The organism is Sphingomonas sp. GW821-FHT12D09, from assembly GCF_058807215.1.
Genome location: NZ_JBXAQL010000001.1, coordinates 267660 through 292162 on the forward strand (window position 1 = coordinate 267660; position 24503 = coordinate 292162).

Here is a 24503-nt window from a genome sequence, read left to right on the forward strand (position 1 = left end):
TGCGGGTGTAGCTCAGTTGGTTAGAGCGCCGGCCTGTCACGCCGGAGGTCGCGGGTTCGAGCCCCGTCACTCGCGCCACGCGCTTGCACTTGATGCCAGCGGGGCCTAGCCTTATCCCAACAGCTTTAAATCAACGAGCGGTCGCGCATCTCTCCCCGTGCTCCCATGGAGGAAGCAATGCGCCGTCCTGTGCTGCCGATCGTCCTTGCGCTGTTCGTCGTCTCGGGGTGCAATAACCGGACCGAAACGACTAATATGGTGGCGATCGACACGAGCGTTACCGACAATATGTCGGTTGGAGGCGATATCGCCAATGTGGCCATGGATAATGCGCCCGTCGCCTGCCCGGCGATCGGCGGCAGGCAGGCCGCGCCCGCGCAATGCGACGAATATACTCGCCAGGCCAGCGCCCTGACCGAGGGCGTCGCCGCATTCGATCCGCCCCGAAAGATGCGGATGGGAGCGCCGGAGACGATAATTTTGGTGATCGGCCAGGCTGCCGATGCGGAGGCGGTGGTGAACGCCGTGGCAGGCGAGCCGGGCAATACGAACATGGTCCGAACGGAGAAGGTGTCGATCGGCGAGAATGTCTCGGCCGAACTGACCTCGCCGGGCAGCATGTTCAAGATCGCGCCGACGGGGCCGGTGGTGAAGCCGATGCCCGCCAGGGGGCAACAGGTGTGGCAATGGAGCGTGGAAGCGCTGGTTCTCGGCAAGCACAAGCTGACGCTGACGGTGGGCGTGCCGATCATCGGCGGTTCCGGCGAGGTCTGGCAGCCCGTGCTGGAGCCCAAGACCTTCGAGATCGACGTCCAGGCGCGCCCGCGGAACTGGCCGGAATTCTTCGACGATATGGCGAAATTCTTCACCAGCCTGAAGGGCGCGCTGCTCGGGCTCGCGGCGGTGATCGGTGCGCTCGGCGCGATCTGGCTGGCACTGAAGAAGCTGCGCGGCGGCAAGGATCCCGCGAAAGAGGATAAGGACGGAAGCGAGAGCGGGGGCGGTTAGGCCGTGCGCCAGCGCCCCGTTTCCATCCAGCGCAGCACGCCGCCCAGCGGCAGCACCCAGACCACGCCGGTGACGATGTAGACCGGCAGCTGGGCGAGCACGTGCAATTGGCCGATCCAGTGCGAGAAGCTCGCGACCAGGATCACCCAGAGGAATATCCAGGCGATGATGCCCAAGGCACCGGCGGGCTTGCGCCAGCTCGGCTTCACGCTCCCTGGTGCCATGTCATGCCTTTCTCGGTGATCACTGCGTGGAGCGGAACGTCCCAGATGTCCGACGGGATCGCCGGCACTTCCTGGATCGACCAGGCGACGCCGATCCGGGTCGCGTCGGGGTAACGGGCGAAGGCGCGGTCATAATGCGCGGCACCCTGGCCGAGGCGGTTCAGGCGCGCGTCGAACCCGACAAGCGGCGTGAGGATGATGTCCGGTGCGACTTCGGGGCTGCCGGCATGCGGCTGGCGCAGGCCGAAAGGGCCATCGACCAGCGGCTGGCCCAGCTGCCAGGCGAGGAAGCGGATCGGCTCGGGGCGGCCGATGACGAAGGGCAGGGCAAGTATGCAGCCGCGCTCGGCGGCAGCGGCGGCGAGCTGGGTCGGGTCGGCTTCGCTGCCGATCGCGCAATAGGTCGCCACGATCAGGCCGGGCGCGAGCTTTTCGAGGAAATGATCGGGGGCGAGGATCGCCTCGCTCGCTTCGGCGGCGAAGGCGTCACGCTCGGCACGGAGCTGGGCCCGCAGGGCAAGCTTGTCGATCATGCAACGTCTTTAGGGGAGCGGTGGCGGGACCGCCATGGCCGTTTGCCAGAATATCCTCCGACGCCTGTTACGTCAGGTGGGGACCATATGCAGCAGACCAAGATCTGCACAGGGACAGCCCCCATTGGAAGATGAATAGCCTCAGGGATAATTGCAAAGGCTCGTACCGGGCAGTGCCCGCCATGAATGGATATAGGGGGTTAAGCGCATAACCGCAACGGCTTCACCCAAATTCGTTATCCCCACGAAGATGGGGATCAGGGTGGCAGAGCAGCGTCCTTCGTGACTCGGGATTCCCGCCTTCGCGGGGATGACGATCAAAGAGGTCAGGCCTCCGAGGCATCCTCTTCGAGCGCCGCGGCCACAGCCTCCAGCCGATCGGCGATACGCTCCAGCAATACCGGGGAGACCCCCTCCGGCGGGTTGCGCTCGGTCTCGTCGAGCATGTCGGCGAGGATCAGCGCGAGATAGACCAGGGTGCGCTCGGCATTGAGGCCGCCCGAGGCGCGCAGTGCGGTGTCGGAATGCTTCTGCAGGATCGATTCGAGATGGCGAAGATGCGGCTCGTCGCCCTCGCGCGCGGCAACTGAATAGCTGCGGCCGGCTACGGTGAGATCGATATCGGCCATCAGTCTTCCTCGCCCCGGGCTTCGCGCGCGATCAGCGCGTCGAGCGACGACACCGCATCCTCGATGCGCGAACGCAGCTTGGCGTGGCGCTGGGTGATGCGTTCACAGGCATATGCCCGCGCTGCTGCGGCTTTCTCGATGCGGACGAGGGCCATTTCGATACGATCGGCGGGCGTACTTGCCATGGATCAAGCGTTACGCACGCTATCCGAAGCTAGCAACCCCCGATTGGCATCGGTTTCATCCTCGCGTCGGTGAGGCGAACCGGAGCAGCGCCGGCCCGAGTCCGCGGTTGACGTGGGCTCCCAAGGGCACCAAAGGCGTGCGCGCCAGCATCAGGGGACTCCAAGTGACCGCAAGCTTCACCGACTGCGCCAATGCGATCCGAGCATTGTCGATGGACGCCGTGGAGGCGGCCAATTCGGGGCACCCGGGCATGCCGATGGGCATGGCGGACGTCGCCACGGTGCTGTTCCAGGATTATCTGAAGTTCGATCCGGCCGATCCCAAATGGGCGGACCGCGATCGCTTCGTGCTGTCGGCCGGCCATGGGTCGATGCTGCTCTATTCGACGCTGTACCTCACCGGCTATGCGCGCCCGACGCTGAAGGACATCCAGGACTTCCGCCAGATCGGCAGCCCCTGCGCCGGCCACCCCGAGAATTTCGAGCTGCCGGGCGTGGAGTGCACCACCGGCCCGCTTGGCCAAGGCTTCGCGATGGCGGTCGGCATGGCCGCTGCCGAGCGTCACCTCAACGCGACCTATGGCGACGAGCTGGTCGATCACCGCACCTGGGTGATCGCCGGCGACGGCTGCCTGATGGAAGGCATCAACCATGAGGCGGTCGGCCTGGCCGGGCATCTGAAGCTCGGCAAGCTGATCGTGCTGTGGGACGACAACAAGATCACGATCGACGGCGCGGTGTCGCTCTCTTCGAGCGAGGACATCCCCGCGCGCTACCGTGCCTCCGGCTGGCAGGTCGTCGAGTGCGATGGCCATGACGCCGCCGACATCGCCCGCGCCCTTGACGAGGCGATTGCGAGCGACCTGCCGTCGCTGGTCAAGTGCCGCACGATCATCGGCTTTGGCGCGCCCAACAAGCAGGGCTCGTCCAAGGTCCACGGCTCGCCGCTCGGCAAGGACGAAGTAGCCGCCGCGCGCGCGAGGCTCGGCTGGACCTGCGGTCCGTTCGAGATCCCGGCCGATATCCGCGAGACCTGGCTGGCCGCCGGCAAGCGCGGCGCGGTGCCGCATGCCGAATGGAAGCAGCGCCTGGAAGCGCATGAGGACCGTGCCGAGTTCGAGCGCCGGATGCGCGGCGAGTTGCCGGCCTGGTTCTCGATGCAGGATCATATCCAAGGGTTGCTCGACGCGCCGCAGAAGATCGCGACCCGCAAGGCGAGCGAGATCGCGCTCGAGGCGATCAACGCCCAGCTGCCCGACACGGTCGGCGGATCGGCCGATCTCACCGGCTCGAACAACACCCTGACCAAGGGCCTGGGTGCGTTCAACGCCGAGAATTACGGCAGCCGCTACGTCTATTACGGTATCCGCGAGTTCGGCATGTCGGCCGCGATGAACGGCATGGCGCTGCATGGCGGCGTGATCCCCTATGGCGGCACCTTCCTGGTCTTCGCCGACTATTGCCGCGCCGCGATCCGCCTCTCTGCGCTCCAGCAGGCGCGCGTCGTCTATGTGATGACGCACGACTCGATCGGCCTGGGCGAGGACGGCCCGACCCACCAGCCGGTCGAGCATCTCGCCAGCCTGCGCGTGATCCCCAATCTCGACGTCTATCGTCCGTGCGACACGATCGAAACGGCGGAATGCTGGGAGCTCGCGCTGCAGAAGCAGGACGGCCCCGGCCTGCTCGCGCTTAGCCGCCAGAACCTGCCGCAGTTGCGCACCGAGGCTGCCGAGAATCGTTCGGCGCGCGGCGGCTATGCGATCCGCGAGGCCGAGGCGCCGCGCCAGGTGGTGCTGCTCGCTAGCGGCTCCGAAGTCGAGATCGCGGTCGATGTGCGCGACGCGCTGGAGGCCCAGGGCATCGGTGCCGACGTCGTCTCGATGCCGTGCTGGGAGCGCTTCGATGCGCAGGACGCGCAGTACAAGCGCGACCTACTGCCGGCGCATGCCCTCAAGGTCTCGATCGAGGCGGGCGTGACGCATGGCTGGGAGCGATACACGGGCTTGGATGGGCTAAACTTTGGCGTGGATGGATTCGGTGCCTCGGGTCCCTATCTGAAGCTGTACGAGCATTTCGGGCTCACTGCGGGAGCCATCGTTCCGCAGATCGTCGAAAAGTTGAACGGAGAACAGGCATGACGAAGGTTGCGATCAACGGGTTCGGGCGCATCGGTCGACTGGTGGCGCGCGCGATCCTGGAGCGTCCGGATAGCGGGCTCGAACTGGTCACGATCAACGATCTCGCGGACGCCAAGTCGAACGCCTGGCTGTTCTCGCGCGACAGCGTCCACGGCAAGTATCCGGGCACCGTCTCGGCCGATGGCAACGACCTCGTCATCGACGGCAAGCGCATCAAGGTGACCGCCGAGCGCGATCCCGCCAACCTGCCGCATGCCGAGAACGGCGTGGAGCTGGTGCTCGAGTGCACCGGCTTCTTCACCGACCGTGCTTCGGCCCAGAAGCACATCGATGCCGGCGCGAAGAAGGTGCTGATCTCGGCCCCGGGCAAGAATGTCGACCTGACGGTCGTGTTCGGCGTGAACAACGACAAGCTCGAGGCCGGCCACACGATCGTTTCCAACGCGTCGTGCACGACCAACTGCCTGGCACCGATCGCCAAGGTGCTGAACGACAAGATCGGCATCGAGCGCGGCCTGATGACCACGGTCCACGCCTATACCAACGACCAGAAGATCCTGGACCAGATCCATCCGGACCTGCGTCGCGCCCGCGCCGCCGCGATGAGCATCATCCCGACCACGACGGGCGCCGCCCGCGCCGTGGCCGAAGTGCTGCCAGAGCTGAAGGGCAAGCTGGACGGCTCGGCGATCCGCGTTCCGGTTCCGGACGGCAGCCTTGTCGATCTCACCTTCACGCCAAGCCGCGACACGACCGTCGAGGAAGTGAACGCGGTGCTCAAGGCGGCGTCCGAGAGCGGCCCGCTCAAGGGCATCCTCTGGTATTCGGACGAGCCTTTGGTCTCGATCGACATCGTCCACACCCCGGCCTCGTCGACCGTCGACAGCCTGGAAACCGCGGTGATCGACGGCAAGCTTGTCCGTGTGGTGAGCTGGTACGATAACGAGTGGGGCTTCTCGAATCGCATGGTGGATACCGCCGGCGCGATGGCGAAGCTGGGCTAAGAACTGCCCTCAAAACCTGCCGTCATGCTGAACTTGTTTCAGCATCCAACGCGCCTCAAGCGGCATTGCCCGTAGAGGTTGGACCCTGAAACAAGTTCAGGGTGACGGTGGGAGGGGAGGCCATGTAGGCCCCCGCAACAACGATCAAATGCGAGGAAGCACATGACCCGCCCCTTCAAGACGCTCGACGATATGGGCGAGATCGCCGGCAAGCGCGTGCTGGTCCGTGAGGACCTGAACGTGCCGATGGCCGATGGCCAAGTGACCGACGACACCCGGCTGCGCGCCGCGGTGCAGACCGTTGCCGAGCTGGCGGACAGGGGCGCCAAGGTCATCGTGCTCGCGCATTTCGGCCGTCCGAAGGGGCAGCGCAATCCGGAGATGAGCCTTTCGCTCGTCACCCAGCCGTTCAGCCATGTGCTGGGTCGCGAAGTGCGCTTCATCGATACCGACGGTGCGGCCGAAGCGATCGACGCGATGGGCGACGGCGACATCGCCCTGCTCGAGAATACCCGCTTCGATGCCGGCGAGGAGAAGAACGCGCCGGAGACCGTCTCCGCCCTCGCGGCGCTGGGTGATATCTACGTCAACGACGCCTTCTCGGCAGCGCACCGCGCCCACGCCTCGACCGAGGGCCTCGCCCACGAGCTGCCCGCATTCGCCGGCCGCCAGATGGAAGCCGAACTCGATGCGCTCGACAAGGCGCTGGGCAATCCCGAGCATCCGGTCGCGGCCGTGGTCGGTGGTGCCAAGGTCTCGTCCAAGCTCGACGTGCTGCGCCACCTGGTCGAGAAGGTCGATCACCTGATCATCGGCGGCGGCATGGCCAACACCTTCCTGGCCGCGCGCGGCGTGGATGTGGGCAAGTCGCTGTGTGAGCACGACCTGACCGGCACCGCCGAGGAGATCCTCGACGCGGCGGACAAGGCGAACTGCACCGTGCACCTGCCCTATGACGTGGTGGTGGCGAAGGAGTTCGCGGCCAATCCGCCGAGCCTGCGCACGATCAACGTCCATGAAGTCGCGGCCGACGAGATGATCCTCGATGTCGGCCCGGCGGCGACAGAGGCGCTCGCGGACGTGCTCAAGACCTGTCGCACGCTCGTCTGGAACGGCCCGCTCGGTGCGTTCGAAACCCCGCCCTTCGACACGGCGACGATCAGCCTCGCCAAGACCGCGGCGGCGCTCACCAAGGAAGGCCAGCTGGTCTCGGTCGCCGGCGGCGGCGACACAGTGGCGGCGCTCAACCAGGCCGGGGTGGCGGACGAGTTCACCTTCGTCTCGACCGCGGGGGGCGCCTTCCTGGAGTGGATGGAAGGCAAGGAGCTTCCCGGCGTTGCGGCGCTCGCGCGTTAGCATTGTTTAATGTGGCGCCGGGAAACCACCGGCGCGTGGTCCTACTATAATTGCTCTGCGGGGACAGGCGCGTCCGGCGTCCGTCGCCCCGCCGGAGCCTCGATGACCAAGTCCCTGCCGATTTCGCACAAGCTCGCCAGCGCCTTCGCGCTGGTGATCCTGATCGCCGCCGCGATCATGACCTTCGTCTATGTGACGTCGGCCGAGGTCGGCAGCCTTACCGAGGCGAACGGCAAGATCGACCAGGAGCAGGCGCTCGCCTCCGAGATCGAGAATTCGCTGCTTGCCGCCGTCGCCAATCTGCGCGGCTATACGATGAGCAACGATCCGGCCGATGCCGCCGCCTTCCAGCGCAGCATCGCGCAATTCGACAAGGCGGCTGGAGCGCTGCGTCCGCTGCTCAAGGATGGCAAGGACCAGGCCCTGCTCGACTCCACCGTGCAGGGCGTCGGCAAGTGGCGCACCGAGACGGTCGCGCCGCTGCTTGCCCATATGTCGGCCTCCGAGGCGGCAAGGGCGCGCGAACTGCTGCAGGACGAGCGCGCCTCGGCCGGGGTACGCACGCTGGCCCAGGGTGCCGAGGCGCTCCGCGAAGAGAAATATGAGGACGTCCAGAAGAGCCTGGCCGCGATCGATAGCGCGAGCCGCGAGGAAGAGCGTTCGATCATCCTCGGCGGACTGGCGCTGGTCGTCGCGGCGGGCGCGCTGTGGCTGCTCCTGCGCAAGCTGCTAGGCAGCCCGATCGTCTCGATGACCGGGATCATGAAGCGGCTCGCCGGTGGCGATAACCGCGTCGATGTGCCCGATGCCGAGCGCCGCGACGAGATCGGCGACATGGCCCGCGCGCTGCTGGTGTTCCGCGACGCTGCCATCGCCAAGGAAGCCGCGGATGCCGCAAAGGCCGTTGCGGACGCCGAACAGCGCCATGTGGTCGAGACGCTGTCCGACGGGCTCGGCAAGCTCTCCGAAGGCGACCTTACCGCGCATATCGGCGGCGATTTTCCCAAGAGCTATGCGGCGGTGAAGGCCAATTTCAACGGCGCGCTGGAGAATTTGAGCGGGCTGATCGGCGCGGTGCGCGACAGTGCCGAGGCGATCCGCTCCGGCGCGGGCGAGATCGCCGACGCCTCGGAGAACCTTGCAGAGCGCACCCAGAGCAATGCCGCGAGCCTCGAGGAGACCAACGCCGCGATCAACCAGGTCGACGCGCGGCTGCGCGTGAGCACCGATGCTGCGGCGCGGACCGTCGCCCGGGCCAGCGAAGCGATCGGCGCGGTCAATGGCGGCCGTGAGGTCACCGACGAGGCGGTGCAGGCGATGAGCCGGGTGAGCGAGAGTGCCAAGGGCATCGACTCGGTCATCGAGGGGCTCGACAAGATCGCGTTCCAGACGCGCGTGCTGGCGATGAACGCCGCGGTCGAGGCCGGCCGCGCCGGCGAGGCGGGCAGGGGCTTTGCGGTGGTCGCGGACCTCGTCTCGGCGCTCGCCATGCGTGCCGAGGAAGAGGCGAAGCGGGCACGCGATCAACTCACCGTCACGCAGACCGACATTCACGCCGCGGTCGCCGCCGTGGAGCGCGTCGACGGTGCTCTTGCAGGAATTTGCGACGGCGTGGGCGAAGTCCATGCGCTGGTCGGCGGCATGGCGGCGGACAATGCCGTGCAGGCAAGCGCGATCGCCGAGATCAACGGCGCGATCGGATCGATGGACCGCACCACGCAGCAGAATGCCGCGATGGTCGAGGAAACCTCGGCGGCGTCGCGCTCGCTGTCGAACGAAGTCACCCAGCTTGCCGTCCAGGCAGCGCGGTTCAAGGTGGATGCCGCCAACGCGATGTGCGGCTCTCGCGCCGCCGTGCTGGCGACCGTCCACTAAGCTGGGTTGCGGTCCAGCAGCGCAAAGGCGGCGAGGCACAGCGCACCGATCCCGGCGCCGATCAGTGCGGTGAACGGCCAACCGCCAGCTTCATAGCTGGCGGTGCCGACCAGCGAGCCGAGTGCGCCGACGACGAAGACAATCGTCATGTAGATCGCGTTGATCCGGCCGCGCGCGTGCGGGTCGAGGCCGAAGATGATGCGCTGGCCCGAGATCTGGTTGAGCTGCACGGCGGCATCGATCAGCATGGCGGTAACCGCGAAGGCGATCACGCTGCCGAGTGCCACCACCCAGTCGGCTGCGAGAAACGAGATCGCCAGCAGCGCCAGCGCGCAGGCGGTGGTCAGCCGCGCCTTGCCCTTGTCGGCCAGATGCCCGGCGATCGGTGCCGCCAGCGCGCCGCCGGCGCCGGCCAGCGCGAACAGGGCAACGCCGCCATGGCCGAGATGGAAGCGATGGATAAGCACCAGCGGCGCCACGGTCCAGAACAGGTTGAAGGCGAGGAACAGCAGCGCCTGGTAGAAGGCGCGCAGGCGGAGTTGGCCATGGTCTCGCAGCAACGCGAAAAGCGAGGCGAGTATCGTGCCATAATGGAGGCCCGCCTTGGGCTGGCGCCGGGGCAGCCAGAGCAGGAGCGCCGCGCCGGTCGCGGCCATGATCCCGGCCGACAGCAGGAACACCGCCCGCCACCCGGCGATCTCGGCGATGAAGCTGGCAAAGGGGCGGGCGAGCATGATGCCGGTGAGCAGGCCGCTCATCACCAGGCCAATGGTGCGGCCCTGGCGCTGCTCGCTGCTGAGATGTGCGGCCATGGGCACCAGGATCTGCGCGCCGACCGAACACACGCCGGTGAGCAACGATGCCGCCAGGAAGATCTCCGGTCCGCGCGCGAAGGCGATGCCGATACAGCCCAGGATCGCGCCGCCGGTGGCGAGCAGGATCAGCCGCTTGTTCTCGTACAGGTCCGACAGCGGCACGATCAACGCCAGGCCGATTCCATATCCGAGTTGGGTGAGCGTGACGATCGCACCGGCGATCCAGGGCGACAGCCCGATATCGGGCCCGATTCCATCGATCAGCGTCTGGGCATAATAGAGATTGGCCACCATCAGCCCGCAGGCCGCAGCCATCAGCAGGGTGAGGCCGGGGCCGAGGTCGTGCGTGTCGGAACTGCTCATCTGGCCCCTCAAGCGCTGCACCGCAGCAATGGCAACCCTCAAATGGGTAGCCGTGGCAGCGTTGTCAGCCTTTTCGCCTGCGAAACAGGTCGATAGGGGCCATACAGCACTACACGAATCAGGGGACAAAAATGTCGATCACGCCCGCGATCAAATCCATTCTCGCGAACTATGAGTCCGACAATCCCGGCGTGAAGGCGAACCTCGCCCGCATCCTGATGCAGGGCAAGCTGGGCGGCACCGGCAAGCTGATCATCCTCCCCGTGGACCAGGGCTTCGAGCACGGCCCGGCGCGCAGCTTCGCGGTGAACCCCGACGCCTATGATCCCCATTATCATTATCAGCTTGCGATCGACGCGGGCCTGAGCGCCTATGCCGCGCCGCTCGGCATGCTCGAGGCGGGCGCCGACACCTTCGCCGGCCAGATCCCGACGATCCTCAAGTGCAACAGCTCGAACAGCTGGGCGACCGCCGCCAACCAGGCGGTGACCGCGGGCGTGGACGATGCGCTGCGCCTGGGCTGCGCCGCGATCGGCTTCACCATCTATCCTGGCTCGGACGACGTGTTCGAGATGATGGAAGAGATCAAGGAGCTCTCGGCCGAGGCCAAGTCGGTCGGCATCCCCACGGTGCTCTGGTCCTATCCGCGCGGCGGCAAGCTGCCCAAGTCGGGCGAGCTGGCGCTCGACGTCGGCGCCTATGCTGCGCACATGGCGGCGCTGCTCGGCGCGCACATCATCAAGGTGAAGCTGCCCAGCGACCATATCGAGCAGGAAGACGCCAAGAAGGCCTATGAAGGCACCGACTGGTCGGCCCAGTCGACTCGCGTCGGGCATGTCGTGAAGAGCTGCTTCAACGGCCGCCGCGTCGTCGTCTTCTCGGGCGGCGCGGCCAAGGGCGCCGATGCAGTCTATCAGGACGCGCGCGACATTCGTGACGGGGGCGGCAACGGATCGATCATCGGCCGCAACACCTTCCAGCGCCCGCGCGACGAAGCGCTGTCGATGCTCGACAAGCTCGTCCGCATCTACAAGAACGAGGAATGATCGGTCGCCGTCCCCTCCTGGCAGGGCTCGCGCTCGCTGTGGCGGGCGGGCCGGCGCTTGCGAGGGGAATGGCGATGGAAGACGGCCTTTACGGCATGATCGGCAAGATCAAGGCGCAGCCCGGCAAGCGCGCCGCGCTGGTCGCCTTGCTGAGCGCGGGCACCGCGGACATGCCGGGATGCCTGGCCTATCTGATCGCGGAGGATGTGAAGGATGCCGACGGCATCTGGATCACCGAGGTGTGGAAGAACCAGCAATTCCACACCGATTCTCTCAAGCTGCCTGCAGTGCAGGCGGCGATCGCGAAGGGCCGGCCGATGATCGCCGGGTTCGAGACGCACGTCGAGACGCGGCCCGTGGGCATGCCGGGTTGATGGCGGATCGCTGGGCCGCGGTGGACGGATATATCGGCGAGCATCTGCTCGATCCCGATCCGGCGCTCGGCGCGGCGCTGGCGGCCAATGAAGCGGGCGGATTGCCGGCCATCGATGTCTCGGCGGCGCAGGGCAAGATGCTCCAGCTGTTCGCGCGGATGGCGGGCGCCAAGCGCATTCTCGAAGTGGGGACGCTGGGCGGCTATTCGACGATCTGGCTCGCCCGCGCGTTGCCGGCGGACGGGCAACTGGTAACGCTCGAACTCGATCCGCACCATGCCGAGGTAGCGCGGGCCAATCTGGCGCAGGCCGGGCTGGCGGAACGCTGCGACGTGCGCACCGGGCCGGCGGCGGATAGTCTGGCCGCGATGATCGATGCGGGCGAAGCAGCGTTCGACCTGGTGTTCGTCGATGCCGACAAGCCGAGCAATGTCGCATATCTCGACGCCGCGCTGAAGCTAACCCGCCCGGGCAGCGTGATCGTCTTCGACAATGTCGTGCGGAACGGCGCGGTGCTGGACTCTGCCAGCATCGATCCTAGCGTGGCCGGCACGCGTGCGTTGTACGGCGCAATCGCGGCGGAGCCCCGCCTCGACGCCACAGCGATCCAGACCGTGGGCAACAAGGGCTGGGACGGGTTCCTGCTGGCCATCGTCGGCGCTTGAGTTTTGCCTCCTGTCGCGCGCAGGATGCGCGAAAAAGGGGGACTTCCAATGAAACGCATCATCCTGGCGTCATTGCTGCCATGCGTCCTGGCGCTGCCGGCGCAGGCCCAGACCACGCCGAAGGACAGGCACTCCACGGCGCAGCCGACCTCAGACGACGCGGACATGAAGGCGCTGCAGACGGAAATGTCGGCCTATGGCACCTGGCTGCTCCGACTTGATGAAGCGAACCAGGAAGCGACCGCCGAGTTGCAGAACCTCCAGGGCGAATGGCAGGCGGCGGCACGTGCGTCAGGCGACGCCACGGCACGCTTTCGCCAGGTAGTCACACGCGCCAAGGGAAAAGTGGCGGAAGCGCGGGGCCGGGTGCGGGCGCTGGACACCCCGGCCTTTCCTGCGCTGGAACTGGATGCCGATGCCAAGACCGGCGCGCTGGTCGTGGAGGTGCTCAAGCTCTACGACCGGATCGACTCGCTGCTCGACAGTTTCGGCCCGATGCTGGCCGCGATGGCGCGGCGCGACGAGAAGGCCACGATCGCCGCCGCCGGGCAGATGCTCGACGCCGCGCAACTGCTCCTCGATACCCAGGCGATCCTCTCCAATGCCAGCCTGGCCACCGCCGATCGCGAGATGGGCGCCTATCAGGTGATCCTGCTCCAGACGCGCATCTTCCAGTCGGCCAGCCGGGTACTGACCGCTGCCAAGCTGGCGATGCGCGGCAAGCAGGACCCGGCACTTGCCAGGGATCTGGCGCGCTTCGCCGACGATATCGACGCCATCTCGCTGGAGGGCAGGCGCGTGATGATCGCCAAGCTTGCCAAGTGGGATGCGTTGATCAAGGCCGGCGGCGACAGCAGCGCCACGCGGGTGCTGCGCCAGACCGGCGCGGTGCTGCGCGTCGATCTCCGGCTTTTCGATGCGACCGGCACCTATAGCGCGGCACTGCGCGCCACGGCCGCAAAGGCACGCGCCGGTCAGCTGGCGGTGGGCGATATCCGGACCACCACCAATGCCTTTGGCCAGATCCGCAACCTCATCAACGAGGTGAGCGCGCAGGAGAATGCGGCGATGGCCGGCAGCTGAACGCTTGACCGCAGCGCCGTGCGGGGAGATGGCGGCATGATGACCGACCTAGACGAAGACGGCCTGCCGCCGCTCGACCCGAATTTCGCCGATCAGTTCGTGCGCGACACGCGCCGGCCGAAGTGCCAGCTCTACCTGATCTCCCCGCTCGACGTGGCGGGTGCCTTCCCCGAGCGGCTGAAGCGCGCGCTCGGCGCCGGGCCGGTGGCAGCGTTCCAGCTGCGCGTGAAGGGCGTCGACCAGCATGAGGCGGCGCGCCTGGGCGAACCGCTCCGGCAGATCTGCGCGGATGCCGACGTCGCCTTCATCGTCAACGACGATGTCAGCCTGGCCAAGCGCCTCAACGCGGATGGCGTGCATCTAGGGCAGGGCGATGGCGATCCCCGGGAGGCACGTGCGGTGCTGGGTCCTGAGGTGCAGATCGGCGTGACGTGCCATGACAGCCGGCATCTCGCGATGGAAGCGGGCGAGGCGGGCGCGGACTATGTCGCGTTCGGCGCCTTCTATCCAACGACGACCAAGGAAACCCGCCACCATCCCGATCCGTCGATCCTGAGCTGGTGGTCGACGATGTTCGAGCTGCCTTCGGTCGCGATCGGCGGGATCACCCCGGCGAACGCCGCGCCGCTGGTCAAGGCGGGCGCGGACTTCCTCGCGGCGTCCAGTGCCGTCTGGGGCGGGGACGAGGAAGCTGCGGTGCGGGCATTCGGCGCGTTGTTCGCGTGATCCTCCAGGCCGTCATCCCGGCGAAAGCCGGAACGCATAGCCATATGCGACACGACAGACACCCTGGGCCCGGTTTTCGCCGGGGTGACAGATAGCGGAGGAAACTCCCACCGGTTCCAGCCGTTGTTCTTCCGGAACATCATGGCAGGAGCTTGATTTGGTGCGGAAATTCCTTGGACTTGCAACTTGTCTCGCTTGTGCCTCGTTCGGTCCCGCTGCGGTGGGCCAGCCGGGAACTTCCGCGCGGCCGCCGATCGACTACACAATCCTCCATGCGCAGGTTATCCTCGATCATCTCGGCTTCTCGCCGGGAATTCTCGACGGGCGCGAGGGGCAATCGCTTACCGCTGCACTCAAGGGTTTTCAGACTTCGCAAGGCATCCAGACGAGCGGCACTCTCGACCGCGCGACGTTGCGGGCGCTGGCCCCATACGCCTCGCTGCGTCCGGTCAAACGGCTGACGCTCGATGCCGACGCGCTCAAGGGCCCCTACGTCAATCCGATGCCCAAGGATCCGGAGCAGCAGGCCAAGCTGGCCTCGCTAGCCTATACTCGCCCGCTCGAGAAGCTGGCCGAGATGTTCCATACCACGCCCGAAGTGCTGGTGGAGCTGAACCCAGGCGGGCGGGCGATCAGGCCCGGGGCGGACTTCGTCTTCCCCAATGCATTGCCCGCGTCACGCGATTATCCCGCGACCATCAAGCCCGAGTGGCGCCAGACGCTCAACGACCTGAATGTCGAGGCCAAGGTGCCTGAGGCCGATCACATCGTCGTCGACAAGAGCGAGAAGGTGCTCAAGGTGTTCGACAAATATGGCCAGCTCATCGCCCAGTTCAGCGCGACGATGGGCAGCGAGCATGATCCGCTGCCGCTCGGCACCTGGAAGATCAACGGCGCGGACACCAACCCGAAGTTCCACTACAACCCCAAGTTGTTCTGGGACGCGAAGAAGGACAGTGACCCGGCGATGCTGCCGCCGGGGCCGAACGGTCCGGTGGGCGTGGTGTGGCTGGATCTCTCCAAGCAGCATTACGGCATCCATGGCACGCCCGAGCCGCAGACGATCGGCCGTACCGAAAGCCATGGCTGCATTCGCCTGACCAATTGGGACGCGGCACGCCTCGCGCTGATGGTGAAGCCGGGCACCGAAGCGGTCTTCCAGGAATAGCGCGATGATCCTCTGGGCGAAACGGCTTGGCTGGGGGATGGGCGCACTGCTGCTGCTGCTTGCGGTGGGGTTCCTGTCGCTGGTTCGGATCTCGGTTCAACCCGCCGCGACGATTGCCGAGCCGGTGCCGACCGAACCCCAGGCCGCGCCGCCCGCCGGCGCCGGCGATGCGGGGGCGCTGGTCATCCCGGTCGAGGGCGTGGCAGTCCGCCAGCTCAGCGATACCTGGGGCCAGAGCCGCGGCGGCGGACAGCGCGAGCATCATGCGATCGATATCATGGCCGCCAAGGGCACGCCCGTGCTCGCCGCGGCTTCGGGCAGGGTCGAGAAGATCTTCGAAAGCGTGAATGGCGGGCATACGATCTATGTCCGCACGACCGACGGCGCCTCGATCCACTACTACGCGCATCTCGACACCTATCTCGTCGCCGAGAAGCAGACGGTGCGCCAAGGCGAGCGGATCGCGACGGTCGGCAATACCGGCAGTGCTGCGGGCGGAGCGCCACACCTGCATTTCGAAATCAAGCTGATGCAGCCCGGCGAAGGCTGGTGGCAGGGACAGAACATCAACCCCTATCCTCTGCTCAAAGGTACGGAACGCTAGCTTCGTGTCCGTCATGCGCCTGGAAGCCGGGATCTCGCGCCGCAACCCGGACAGCATGTGGCACGAGACCCCGGCTTCCACTCCTGCGCCGGATGACTTGCCCAACAGGCCCTGCGCGGCTAAAGGCGCCCGCTCGGCTCTTTCTCAAGTTCTAAGGTCTCGATCATGAAGATCAGCGGCGTGGACATCCGTCCCGGCAACATCATCGAATATGAAGGCGGCATCTGGCGTGCGGTGAAGATCCAGCACACCCAGCCCGGCAAGGGCGGTGCGTACATGCAGGTCGAGCTCAAGAACCTGCGCGATGGCCGCAAGAACAATGTCCGCTTCCGCTCGGCGGAGACCGTGGAGCGCGTGCGCCTGGACACCAAGGATTTCCAGTTCCTGTTCGCCGAGGGTGACACGCTCACCTTCATGGACAAGGAAACCTATGACCAGACCACGCTGCCGCGCGACCTGCTCGGCGACGCCGCCGCCTTCCTGCAGGACGGCATGGACGTGGTGATGGAGCTTTACGACGAGGACCCCATCAGCGTGCAGCTGCCCGACACGATCGAAGCGACGATCGTCGAGGCCGATGCGGTGGTGAAGGGCCAGACGGCCTCGTCCTCGTACAAGCCGGCCGTGCTCGACAATGGCGTGCGCATCCTGGTGCCGCCGCATATCGCGAGCGGAACCCGCATCGTGGTCGACGTGTACGAGCAGACCTACGTCCGTAGGGCTGACTGACGTCTTTTCCCCTCCCGCTTGCGGGAGGGGCTAGGGGAGGGTGAGTACGGGCATCAGGCGCTGCGTTTGCGGCTCTGACACACCCTCACCCCGACCCTCTCCCGCAAGCGGGAGGGGGAGAATATGGAGTTTAAATTGGTCAGCCATTCCGGCCTCATTACCGTCATGGAGCGCGCCGCCCGCAAGGCCGGCCCGGGCCTGCGCCGCGACTTCAACGAAGTCTCGCAGCTGCAGGTCAGCCGCAAGGGCCCGGCGGACTTCGTCAGCATCGCCGACAAGCGCGCCGAGGACACGCTGATCGAGGAGCTTCAGAAAGCGCGTCCCGACTGGGGCTTCCTGGTCGAGGAGCGCGGCGAGATCGCCGGCGATCCGAACAAGCCGCGCTGGATCATCGATCCGCTCGACGGCACCAGCAACTTCCTGCACGGCATCCCGCATTTCTGCATCTCGATCGCCGTCGAGGATCCGCACGGTAGCCAGGGCAAGCCCGAGGTGACGCACGGCTATATCTATCAGCCGCTCACCGACGAGAGCTTCTGGTCCGAAAAGGGCCGGGGTGCCTGGCTGCAGGACCAGCGCCTGCGCGTGTCGGCACGCCGCAACCTCGACGAGGCGCTGATCGCGACGGGCATTCCGTTCATGGGTCATGGCAATTTCGCCGAGTGGAGTCGCATCTTCGGTGCAGTGGCACCGGAAGTCGCCGGCATCCGCCGCCTCGGCTCGGCCGCGCTCGACCTCGCCTGGGTCGCCGCGGGCCGCTTCGATGGTTTCTGGGAATCGGACCTGAAGCCCTGGGACGTCGCAGCCGGCATGCTGCTGGTGAAGGAAGCCGGTGGCTTCATCACCGATTATCGCGGGCAGGACATGTCGCGCGAGCGCAACCAGTATCTCGCCGCGAACGACGTGCTCCACTCCAAGCTGCACAAGCTGGTAGCCAACTCGCTGCGTTAAGCGGCGCGTACTAAAAACGACGGTTTTCCAACGGCTTCCGTCCCCGCTTTGTCGGGGATGGCTTCGTGCGGCCTGCGCGACGTTATTGCGAGTGATTCTCAGGGGTTAGAACCCTTGCCGCACTCCCTCCATCGTCCTAAAGCCCCCGTCAGATTCCGCATCCGCGAGAAGAGAAGTCGCTTGGTCGATCTGTCACAATATCTGCCGATCCTGTTGTTCCTCGGGGTCGCCCTCGCGCTCTCCAGCGCGTTCGTCTTTCTGCCCATGCTGGTGAGCCGGCTTACGGGCTCGCACCAGCCTACCGAGGCGAAGCTCAGCGAATATGAGTGCGGCTTCCCCGCATTCGAGGATTCGCGCAGCCAGTTCGACGTGCGCTTCTACCTGGTCGCGATCCTGTTCATCGTCTTCGATCTCGAAGCGGCATTCCTCTACCCTTGGGCCGTCTCCCTGTTCAAAATGGGCACCGCTGCCGCCAGCTGGACCGCCTGGATCTCGATGATGGTCTTCATCGCCGAGCTGCTGCTCGGCCTCGTCTATGCCTGGAAGAAGGGAGCGCTCGAATGGGAGTAGAACTCAGCCCGTCGTCGTCGCCCCTGCCGGGCGCCAGCCTGATCGGCGCGCCGCCTCCCGGCACGCTGCCGGACGTCGGCTTCCTGAACGACATCAATGCCGAGATCGGCGACAAGGGTTTCCTGGTCACTTCGACCGAGGAGCTGTTCCAGTGGGCCCGCACGGGCTCCCTGTGGTGGATGACCTTCGGCCTGGCATGCTGCGCGGTCGAGATGATCCACGTCAACATGCCGCGCTACGACATGGAGCGCTTCGGCGCCGCCCCGCGCGCATCGCCGCGCCAGTCGGACGTGATGATCGTCGCCGGCACGCTGTGCAACAAGATGGCTCCGGCCCTCCGCAAGGTCTATGACCAGATGTCGGAGCCGAAATACGTCATCTCGATGGGCAGCTGCGCGAACGGCGGCGGCTATTATCACTACAGCTACAGCGTCGTGCGCGGTTGCGACCGGATCGTGCCGGTGGACATCTATGTCCCCGGCTGCCCGCCGACCGCGGAGGCGCTGCTGTACGGCGTGATGCAGCTCCAGCGGAAGATCCGCCGCGTCGGGACGATCGAACGGTGAGCGTCGTGAAGACTTCCGCCCCCCGCTACGCCTCGAACGAAGGCGTGATCGACACGGCCAAGGCCGCGCTCGGCGATATTCTGGTGTTCGCCGAGGACAGCGTCGGCGAAGTGAACCTGGTCCTGGACCGCGCCCGCGTCGTCGAGGGCATGATCCTGCTCCGCGACACTCCGGGCCTGGAATTCCAGCAGCTCATGGAAATCGCCGGCGTCGACTATCCGGATCGCGAGGAGCGGTTCGAAGTGGTCTATTGCCTGCTCAGCCTGACGCGGAACCACCGCATCAAGGTGAAGGCAGTCACCGACGAGGAAAAGCCGGTTCCGTCCGTCACCGGCATCTGGCCGGTCGCCGGCTGGCTCGAGCGCGAAGTGTACGACATGTACGGCGTGCTGTTCGAGGGCAATACGGACCTGCGCCGCATCCTGACCGACTATGGTTTCGTCGGCCATCCGCAGCGCAAGGACTTCCCGCTGACCGGGTTCGTCGAGCTGCGCTACTCGGAAGAAGCGAAGCGCGTGGTCTATGAGCCGGTGACGCTGGCCCAGGACTTCCGCAACTTCGACTTCATGAGCCCGTGGGAAGGGGCGGAGTACATCCTCCCCGGCGACGAAAAGTACGTCGCGCCGACGCCGCCGGCACCTCCGCCCGCGCCGGCTGCCAAGCCCGCCGCACCGGCTCCAGCGCCGGCAGTCGCACCGCAGCCCCAGGCCAAGGGTGCGCCGACGCCGCTGACCGCGGACGAGATCTCCAAGTCGGCGCCGGCTTCCAAGCCGACCCGGGCCAAGGTGACCAAGCCCAAGACCAGCGACAGCACCGCCGAAACCGGCGCCGGCAAGGCTGGCCCGGACGATGGCCCTGCTCCGGCGGATCCGGACGTGATCAAGAAACCCCGCAAGCCGCGCGTCAACAAGGCGGCGGCCGAAAAAGAGCCCGGGGGTGAAGCGTAATGGCTGATTATCTCGACGAGATCGAAGGCGTCACCGATTCCGGCAAGCCGGAAAAGGGCGACACCGAGATCGCCAACTACACGATCAACTTCGGCCCGCAGCATCCGGCCGCGCACGGCGTGCTGCGCTTGGTGACCGAGCTCGATGGCGAGATCATCGAGCGCATCGATCCGCATATCGGCCTGCTTCACCGCGGCACCGAGAAGCTGATCGAGTACAAGACCTACACCCAGGCGCTGCCCTATTTCGATCGGCTCGATTACTGCTCGCCTTTGGGCATGGAATACAGCTTCGTGCTGGCGGTCGAGAAGCTGCTCGACCTCGAGGTTCCGATCCGTGGCCAGTATCTCCGCGTGTTCTTCGCCGAGCTGACCCGCATCTGCAATCACATGCTGAACCTCGGCTCGCACGTGATGGACGTCGGCGCGATGACGCCGAACCTGTGGATGTTCGAGCTGCGCGAGGACTGCCTGAACTTCTTCGAGCGTGCTTCCGGCGCGCGCATGCACTCGAACTATTACCGCGTCGGCGGCGTCCGCCAGGATGTGCCGCTGAAGCTGCTGACCGACATCGCGGAATGGCTCGACACGCGCCTGCCGCGCTTGTTCGGCGACGCGATCAGCCTGGTCGCCGAGAACCGCATCTTCAAGCAGCGCAATGTCGATATCGCGGTGGTGAGCCGCGATGATGCCGTGCGCTGGGGCTTCTCGGGCCCGATGATCCGCGGCGCCGGCATCCCCTGGGACATCCGCCGCTCGCAACCCTATGACGTGTACGACCGCATGGAGTTCGACATCCCCGTCGGCACCCGCGGCGACTGCTATGACCGGTTCATGGTCCGCGTCGAGGAAGTCTATCAGTCCGCGCGCATCATGAAGCAGTGCCTTCAGGAAATGCCCGAGGGCCCGGTGCTCACGCTCGACCGCAAGGTCGCGCCGCCGCGCCGCGGCGAGATGAAGCAGTCGATGGAAGCGCTCATCCACCACTTCAAGCTCTTCACCGAAGGCTATCACGTGCCGGCGGGCGACGTGTATGTCGCGACGGAGAGCCCGAAGGGCGAGTTTGGCGTCTATCTGGTTTCGGACGGCAGCAACAAACCGTATCGTTGCAAAATCCGCCCCACCGCTTTCAGCCACCTCCAGGCGATGGATTTCATGTCGAAGGGGCACATGCTCGCCGACATCACCGCCATCCTGGGCGCGCTCGATATCGTGTTCGGGGAGTGCGACCGGTGAGCGCAGACCGCATCGCGATCGCGCACGAGATGATCGCGCATTACAATGCGCAGGACGCCGACGCCTATGTGGCGCTGATGACCGATGGTGCCTGCGAGGCAGGCTATCGCGGCGCGGTGCTGCGAGAGGGCAGGGAAGGCGTGCGCTCCGGGCTGAAGGCGATGTTCGCCGAATTCCCGCAGAACCGCGCCGATATCCTTTCGAGCTACGCGCTGGGCGAGACCGTTGTGCTGCACGAGAAGGTCGCGCGCTCGCCCGAGGCCGAGCCTTTCGAAGTTATGTCCATCTATTCTTTCGCCGACGACAAGGTCGATCGCGTGGAGTTTATTCGTTAATGGCTGACGCACCTCAACTCCCGGATGAAGCGGAGACCCGCGCGCGCTGGGGCAATTTCGCCTGGTCGCCGGAGAACGCCGTCAAGGCACAGGAAATCATGGGCCGCTATCCGGCGGGCCGGCAGCTTTCCTGTAGCCTTCCGTTCCTCGATCTCGCCCAGCGCCAGGTCGGTGCGGAGACGAACACGCAGGGCTGGCTGCCGATCCCGGTGATCGAGTTCGTAGCGCGCGAGATCGGCGTGCCCTACATCCGCATCTTCGAGGTCGCGACCTTCTACACCATGTTCAACCTAGTGCCGGTGGGCCGCTATCATGTGCAGGTCTGCGGCACGACGCCGTGCATGCTGCGCGGTTCCGACGATGTCTTCGCGGCCTGCAAGAGCCGCGGCATGAAGAAGGGCCACACCACCGAGGACGGGCTGTTCACGCTCACCGAGGTCGAGTGCATGGGCAATTGCTCGTCGGCGCCGATGGTGCAGATCAACGACGACAATTTCGAAGACCTCGACTTCGATCGCACGCTGGCGATCCTCGACGCGCTGGCCAAGGGCGAGAGCCCCAAGCCCGGCACGCAGGAACCTGGCCGCCGCACGGTCGAGCCGGTCGGCGAGCCGACCAACCTGGCTGCGATGGAAATCGAGAACCACGACTATCGGGGGGAGTGGTGATGAAGGCTGAGACCAAGAACCTCGTCTTCGTCATCCTCGCGATCATCGGCGGCATCGTCGTGCTCGGCTGGGTGCTGAAGGTCGCGTTCAAGCTGATCGGTATCGCCATCGTACTCGGCATTTGCGTGCTCGGGTATATTCTGATTCAGAACATGGTCGGGAAGGGCCGCTGATGCTCGCGGACAAGGACCGCATCTTCACCAATGTCTACGGCTTCCAGCCGTGGAACCTGCCGGCTGCCCAGAAGCGCGGCGATTGGGACAAGACCAAGGATCTGATGACGCTCGGACAGGACGTCATCATCGATCGGATCAAGGCGTCTGGCCTGCGCGGCCGCGGCGGCGCCGGCTTCCCGACCGGCATGAAGTGGAGCTTCATGCCCAAGGAACCGCGCCCGGATCGGCCGAATTTCCTGGTGATCAACGCCGATGAGTCCGAGCCCGGCTCGTGCAAGGATCGCGAGATCATCCGCCACGATCCGCACAAGCTGATCGAAGGCGCGCTTGTCGCCGGCTTCGCGATGCGGGCGCGTGCGGCGTACATCTATGTCCGCGGCGAATATATCCGCGAGACCGAGACGCTTCGCGCGGCCGTCCAGGAGGCGTATGACGCCGGCTTGCTCGGCAAGAACGCCTGCAACTCGGGCTATGATTTCGACGTGTTCGTCCACCGCGGCGCGGGTGCCTATATCTGCGGCGAAGAGACCGCGATGCTCGAGAGCCTCGAGGGCAAGAAGGGCCAGCCGCGCCTGAAGCCGCCATTCCCGGCGGGTGCAGGCCTCTATGGCTGCCCGACCACGGTGAACAACGTCGAGTCGATCGCGGTCGTCCCGACGATCCTGCGGCGTGGCCCGGAATGGTTCTCCGGCTTCGGTGCCGAGAACAACAAGGGCACCAAGCTCTTCCAGATCTCCGGCCATGTTAACAAGCCGTGCGTGGTCGAAGAGGCCATGTCGATCCCGTTCCGCGAGCTGATCGAAAAGCATTGCGGCGGCATCCGCGGGGGGTGGGACAATCTCCTCGCAGTGATTCCGGGCGGATCCTCGGTGCCGCTGGTTCCGGCGGCGCAGATCATGGACTGCCCGATGGACTTTGACGGTCTGCGTGCGCTGGGTTCAGGCCTGGGTACCGCCGCCGTGATCGTGATGGACAAGTCGACCGACGTCGTCCGCGCGATCAGCCGGCTCTCCTACTTTTACAAGCATGAGAGCTGCGGCCAGTGCACGCCGTGCCGCGAAGGCACCGGCTGGATGTGGCGCGTGATGGAGCGGCTGCGCACCGGCGACGCCGACATCAGTGAGATCGATACGCTTCAACAGGTCACCAAGCAGGTTGAAGGCCACACGATCTGCGCGCTCGGCGATGCCGCGGCGTGGCCGATCCAGGGCCTGATCCGTCATTTCCGTCCGGAGCTCGAGCGCCGGATCAACGAACGTCAGGCCGGCAACGGCATGCAGGAGGCTGCGGAATGAAGGCTGTTATGATGCTTGCGGTGCCGGCTATGCTGGCACTGGCGCCCGCCGCCAATGCCCAGACTGCCGAAGGCCCCGCAGCCTTCGCCAACTGCACGATCGCCGCCGATCGCGCCGGTGCCACCGCGTTGCTTGCCAGCACCATCGGCAGCGGTGAGTCGAAGAGCGCGGCGAAGAAGCTGGCCGACAAGAAGAGCGCCTGTGGCGCAGTGCTCGGCCGCGATCGCGGCGAGGACGTGATTCGCGGCGCGATCGCGCAGCAGCTCTACACCGAGACCTATGCGGCGGCTCCAGCGGCGCCCGTCGGTCCGCTGGCACCCTTCCAGGGCAGCGGCGACCCGAGTCTGGTCCAGGTCGATCTCGCTCGCTGCGCCGTGACCCGCGATCCGGTTGCCGCCGATGCGCTGATCCGCACCACCGCGGGTTCGGCCGAGGAGCGCGCGACGTTCGGCGCGGTGGTCGATGCGGTCGGCCGCTGCACACCCGGTGGCGCCAAGATCGGCTTCACCAAGGTGCAGCTGCGCGCCGGTGTGGCCGAGGGCCTGTGGATCTATCGCAAGGGCACCGCTGCGCAATGAAGCGCGTCGTCGCCCTTGCTGCGACCCTGAGCGTCTTTGCAGGCGCCGGTGCGCACGCCCAGACGTCTTGGGGCATGGACATGGGCAAGATGTCCTCCGAGGGCACGATGCGCCTCGAGTCAGGCGCCGAGGATACGGCCTGGGCCGCCAGCACGGCGGGTGAGGCGCGGCTGCACGCGCTCGCTGTATGCGCCGTGAAGAAGGATCCGCGCGAGGCACGCAAGGTGATCGACCTGGGCTTTACCAATGGACGTCCGAATGCGGCCGTGCTCGGCCTGTTCGGCGAGACCGGCTGTGCCGGACGCGTCGAGGAAGTCACTGCCGGTGGCCGTTTCGTGCGCTGGGCACTGATCGAGGAGCTCTACGTCAAGAGCGATGCGGTGCCGACGCCGGTAAATGCCGTGGAGAATGCCGCGACCAGCAGCAGTGCGCTTGGCACCTGCGTGGCGGGGCGCGATCCGGCGGCTAGCGACGCGTTCGTACGCTCCGCACGCCGTTCGCCCGCGGAAGCCGCGGCCTTCAAGCGCGTCGTGCCGGCGATCAACGCCTGTGCGGGCAAGAAGCAGCTGAACTTGAGCGGCGCCGAGATGCACGGCGTGCTCGCCGAGGGACTTTACAGGATGCGCGGCTCGGCCGTGCAGGGAAAGAACTAGA

At 66.1% G+C, this 24503-nt stretch carries 29 protein-coding genes and 1 tRNA gene; 25 read left to right on the plus strand and 5 right to left on the minus strand.

Annotated elements, in window-relative coordinates; translation table 11 throughout:
- Nucleotide 1: 1 nt before the first annotated feature.
- Together AC1RPL_RS01250 and AC1RPL_RS01255 are read left to right on the plus strand one after the other, a co-directional pair.
- A tRNA-Asp gene (locus AC1RPL_RS01250) sits at nt 2-78 on the plus strand.
- A 99-nt stretch (nt 79-177) separates the two neighbouring features.
- Nucleotides 178-1008, plus strand: a complete 831-nt coding sequence (locus AC1RPL_RS01255; RefSeq protein ID WP_493067441.1) for a hypothetical protein — start codon at nt 178-180, stop codon at nt 1006-1008.
- On the opposite strand, the gene AC1RPL_RS01260 is transcribed toward AC1RPL_RS01255, so the two are convergent.
- The 4 genes from AC1RPL_RS01260 to AC1RPL_RS01275 all read right to left on the minus strand — a co-directional run bounded on the left by AC1RPL_RS01260 (nt 1005) and on the right by AC1RPL_RS01275 (nt 2579).
- Nucleotides 1005-1232, minus strand: a complete 228-nt coding sequence (locus tag AC1RPL_RS01260; RefSeq protein WP_493067442.1) for a DUF2842 domain-containing protein — start codon at nt 1230-1232, stop codon at nt 1005-1007. The two genes, AC1RPL_RS01255 and AC1RPL_RS01260, sit on opposite strands and share 4 nt — an antisense overlap.
- Nucleotides 1214-1765: a 5-formyltetrahydrofolate cyclo-ligase gene (locus tag AC1RPL_RS01265; protein ID WP_493067443.1), complete on the minus strand. Its 552-nt coding sequence runs from the start codon at nt 1763-1765 to the stop codon at nt 1214-1216. The genes AC1RPL_RS01260 and AC1RPL_RS01265 overlap by 19 nt, the downstream gene beginning before the upstream one ends.
- Nucleotides 1766-2091: 326 nt before the next feature.
- Nucleotides 2092-2394: a cell division protein ZapA gene (locus tag AC1RPL_RS01270; RefSeq protein WP_493067444.1), complete on the minus strand. Its 303-nt coding sequence runs from the start codon at nt 2392-2394 to the stop codon at nt 2092-2094.
- Entirely contained in the window at nt 2394-2579 is a 186-nt protein-coding gene (locus AC1RPL_RS01275) for a hypothetical protein (protein ID WP_493067445.1), read from the minus strand. The genes AC1RPL_RS01270 and AC1RPL_RS01275 overlap by 1 nt, the downstream gene beginning before the upstream one ends.
- A 164-nt stretch (nt 2580-2743) precedes the next feature.
- On the opposite strand from AC1RPL_RS01275, the gene tkt reads away from it, so the two are divergent.
- From tkt to AC1RPL_RS01295, 4 genes are all read left to right on the plus strand, one after another.
- Nucleotides 2744-4720, plus strand: coding sequence for a transketolase (gene tkt / locus AC1RPL_RS01280; protein ID WP_493067446.1), 1977 nt, complete (start codon nt 2744-2746; stop codon nt 4718-4720).
- A complete protein-coding gene (gene gap / locus AC1RPL_RS01285) occupies nt 4717-5724 on the plus strand; it encodes a type I glyceraldehyde-3-phosphate dehydrogenase (RefSeq protein ID WP_493067447.1) in 1008 nt (335 codons plus the stop codon). Before tkt ends, gap begins: the two co-directional genes overlap by 4 nt.
- 162 nt (nt 5725-5886) lie before the next feature.
- The gene (locus AC1RPL_RS01290) at nt 5887-7080 is read left to right on the plus strand and encodes a phosphoglycerate kinase (protein ID WP_493067448.1); all 1194 of its coding nucleotides are present in this window, start codon (nt 5887-5889) and stop codon (nt 7078-7080) included.
- A 102-nt stretch (nt 7081-7182) separates the two neighbouring features.
- The gene (locus AC1RPL_RS01295; protein WP_493067449.1) at nt 7183-8955 is read left to right on the plus strand and encodes a methyl-accepting chemotaxis protein; all 1773 of its coding nucleotides are present in this window, start codon (nt 7183-7185) and stop codon (nt 8953-8955) included.
- Here the strand turns inward: AC1RPL_RS01295 and AC1RPL_RS01300 are convergent.
- Nucleotides 8952-10133, minus strand: coding sequence for an MFS transporter (locus AC1RPL_RS01300; protein ID WP_493067450.1), 1182 nt, complete (start codon nt 10131-10133; stop codon nt 8952-8954). The two genes, AC1RPL_RS01295 and AC1RPL_RS01300, sit on opposite strands and share 4 nt — an antisense overlap.
- 131 nt (nt 10134-10264) lie before the next feature.
- Here AC1RPL_RS01300 and AC1RPL_RS01305 point away from each other — a divergent pair, with 131 nt between their 5' ends.
- The 19 genes from AC1RPL_RS01305 (at nt 10265) to AC1RPL_RS01395 (ending at nt 24502) form a co-directional block, all read left to right on the plus strand.
- Nucleotides 10265-11179 (plus strand): class I fructose-bisphosphate aldolase, encoded by a 915-nt coding sequence (locus tag AC1RPL_RS01305; protein ID WP_493067451.1) that lies wholly within the window; start codon nt 10265-10267, stop codon nt 11177-11179.
- Nucleotides 11180-11253: 74 nt separating this feature from the next.
- Nucleotides 11254-11553 carry a putative quinol monooxygenase gene (locus AC1RPL_RS01310; protein ID WP_493067452.1) on the plus strand — a complete coding sequence of 100 codons (300 nt, stop codon included), beginning with the start codon at nt 11254-11256 and terminating at the stop codon, nt 11551-11553.
- The gene (locus AC1RPL_RS01315) at nt 11553-12218 is read left to right on the plus strand and encodes an O-methyltransferase (protein WP_493067453.1); all 666 of its coding nucleotides are present in this window, start codon (nt 11553-11555) and stop codon (nt 12216-12218) included. The genes AC1RPL_RS01310 and AC1RPL_RS01315 overlap by 1 nt, the downstream gene beginning before the upstream one ends.
- A gap of 48 nt (nt 12219-12266) precedes the next feature.
- Nucleotides 12267-13301 carry a hypothetical protein gene (locus tag AC1RPL_RS01320; RefSeq protein ID WP_493067454.1) on the plus strand — a complete coding sequence of 345 codons (1035 nt, stop codon included), beginning with the start codon at nt 12267-12269 and terminating at the stop codon, nt 13299-13301.
- A gap of 39 nt (nt 13302-13340) precedes the next feature.
- A complete protein-coding gene (thiE, locus tag AC1RPL_RS01325; RefSeq protein WP_493067455.1) occupies nt 13341-14027 on the plus strand; it encodes a thiamine phosphate synthase in 687 nt (228 codons plus the stop codon).
- A 220-nt stretch (nt 14028-14247) separates the two neighbouring features.
- Nucleotides 14248-15195: a L,D-transpeptidase family protein gene (locus AC1RPL_RS01330; protein ID WP_493067456.1), complete on the plus strand. Its 948-nt coding sequence runs from the start codon at nt 14248-14250 to the stop codon at nt 15193-15195.
- A 4-nt stretch (nt 15196-15199) separates the two neighbouring features.
- Nucleotides 15200-15799, plus strand: coding sequence for a M23 family metallopeptidase (locus AC1RPL_RS01335; protein WP_493067457.1), 600 nt, complete (start codon nt 15200-15202; stop codon nt 15797-15799).
- A 165-nt stretch (nt 15800-15964) separates the two neighbouring features.
- Nucleotides 15965-16528 carry an elongation factor P gene (gene efp, locus AC1RPL_RS01340; protein ID WP_180140806.1) on the plus strand — a complete coding sequence of 188 codons (564 nt, stop codon included), beginning with the start codon at nt 15965-15967 and terminating at the stop codon, nt 16526-16528.
- 135 nt (nt 16529-16663) lie between these two features.
- Nucleotides 16664-17479: an inositol monophosphatase family protein gene (locus tag AC1RPL_RS01345; RefSeq protein ID WP_493069062.1), complete on the plus strand. Its 816-nt coding sequence runs from the start codon at nt 16664-16666 to the stop codon at nt 17477-17479.
- A gap of 180 nt (nt 17480-17659) precedes the next feature.
- On the plus strand, nt 17660-18049 hold the full coding sequence (ndhC, locus tag AC1RPL_RS01350) for an NADH-quinone oxidoreductase subunit A (protein WP_493067458.1): 390 nt from the start codon (nt 17660-17662) through the stop codon (nt 18047-18049).
- Nucleotides 18040-18615 carry a NuoB/complex I 20 kDa subunit family protein gene (locus AC1RPL_RS01355; protein WP_493067459.1) on the plus strand — a complete coding sequence of 192 codons (576 nt, stop codon included), beginning with the start codon at nt 18040-18042 and terminating at the stop codon, nt 18613-18615. The genes ndhC and AC1RPL_RS01355 overlap by 10 nt, the downstream gene beginning before the upstream one ends.
- A gap of 5 nt (nt 18616-18620) precedes the next feature.
- The gene (locus AC1RPL_RS01360; RefSeq protein WP_493067460.1) at nt 18621-19562 is read left to right on the plus strand and encodes an NADH-quinone oxidoreductase subunit C; all 942 of its coding nucleotides are present in this window, start codon (nt 18621-18623) and stop codon (nt 19560-19562) included.
- The gene (locus tag AC1RPL_RS01365) at nt 19562-20797 is read left to right on the plus strand and encodes an NADH-quinone oxidoreductase subunit D (RefSeq protein ID WP_493067461.1); all 1236 of its coding nucleotides are present in this window, start codon (nt 19562-19564) and stop codon (nt 20795-20797) included. Before AC1RPL_RS01360 ends, AC1RPL_RS01365 begins: the two co-directional genes overlap by 1 nt.
- Nucleotides 20794-21132 (plus strand): nuclear transport factor 2 family protein, encoded by a 339-nt coding sequence (locus tag AC1RPL_RS01370; protein WP_493067462.1) that lies wholly within the window; start codon nt 20794-20796, stop codon nt 21130-21132. The genes AC1RPL_RS01365 and AC1RPL_RS01370 overlap by 4 nt, the downstream gene beginning before the upstream one ends.
- Nucleotides 21132-21800 (plus strand): complex I 24 kDa subunit family protein, encoded by a 669-nt coding sequence (locus AC1RPL_RS01375; protein ID WP_493067463.1) that lies wholly within the window; start codon nt 21132-21134, stop codon nt 21798-21800. Before AC1RPL_RS01370 ends, AC1RPL_RS01375 begins: the two co-directional genes overlap by 1 nt.
- Nucleotides 21800-21973, plus strand: a complete 174-nt coding sequence (locus AC1RPL_RS01380) for a hypothetical protein (RefSeq protein ID WP_180140825.1) — start codon at nt 21800-21802, stop codon at nt 21971-21973. Before AC1RPL_RS01375 ends, AC1RPL_RS01380 begins: the two co-directional genes overlap by 1 nt.
- Nucleotides 21973-23271, plus strand: coding sequence for an NADH-quinone oxidoreductase subunit NuoF (nuoF, locus tag AC1RPL_RS01385; RefSeq protein WP_493067464.1), 1299 nt, complete (start codon nt 21973-21975; stop codon nt 23269-23271). Before AC1RPL_RS01380 ends, nuoF begins: the two co-directional genes overlap by 1 nt.
- Nucleotides 23268-23849, plus strand: coding sequence for a hypothetical protein (locus AC1RPL_RS01390; RefSeq protein ID WP_493067465.1), 582 nt, complete (start codon nt 23268-23270; stop codon nt 23847-23849). Before nuoF ends, AC1RPL_RS01390 begins: the two co-directional genes overlap by 4 nt.
- A complete protein-coding gene (locus tag AC1RPL_RS01395) occupies nt 23846-24502 on the plus strand; it encodes a hypothetical protein (protein ID WP_493067466.1) in 657 nt (218 codons plus the stop codon). The genes AC1RPL_RS01390 and AC1RPL_RS01395 overlap by 4 nt, the downstream gene beginning before the upstream one ends.
- Nucleotide 24503: the final 1 nt, after the last annotated feature.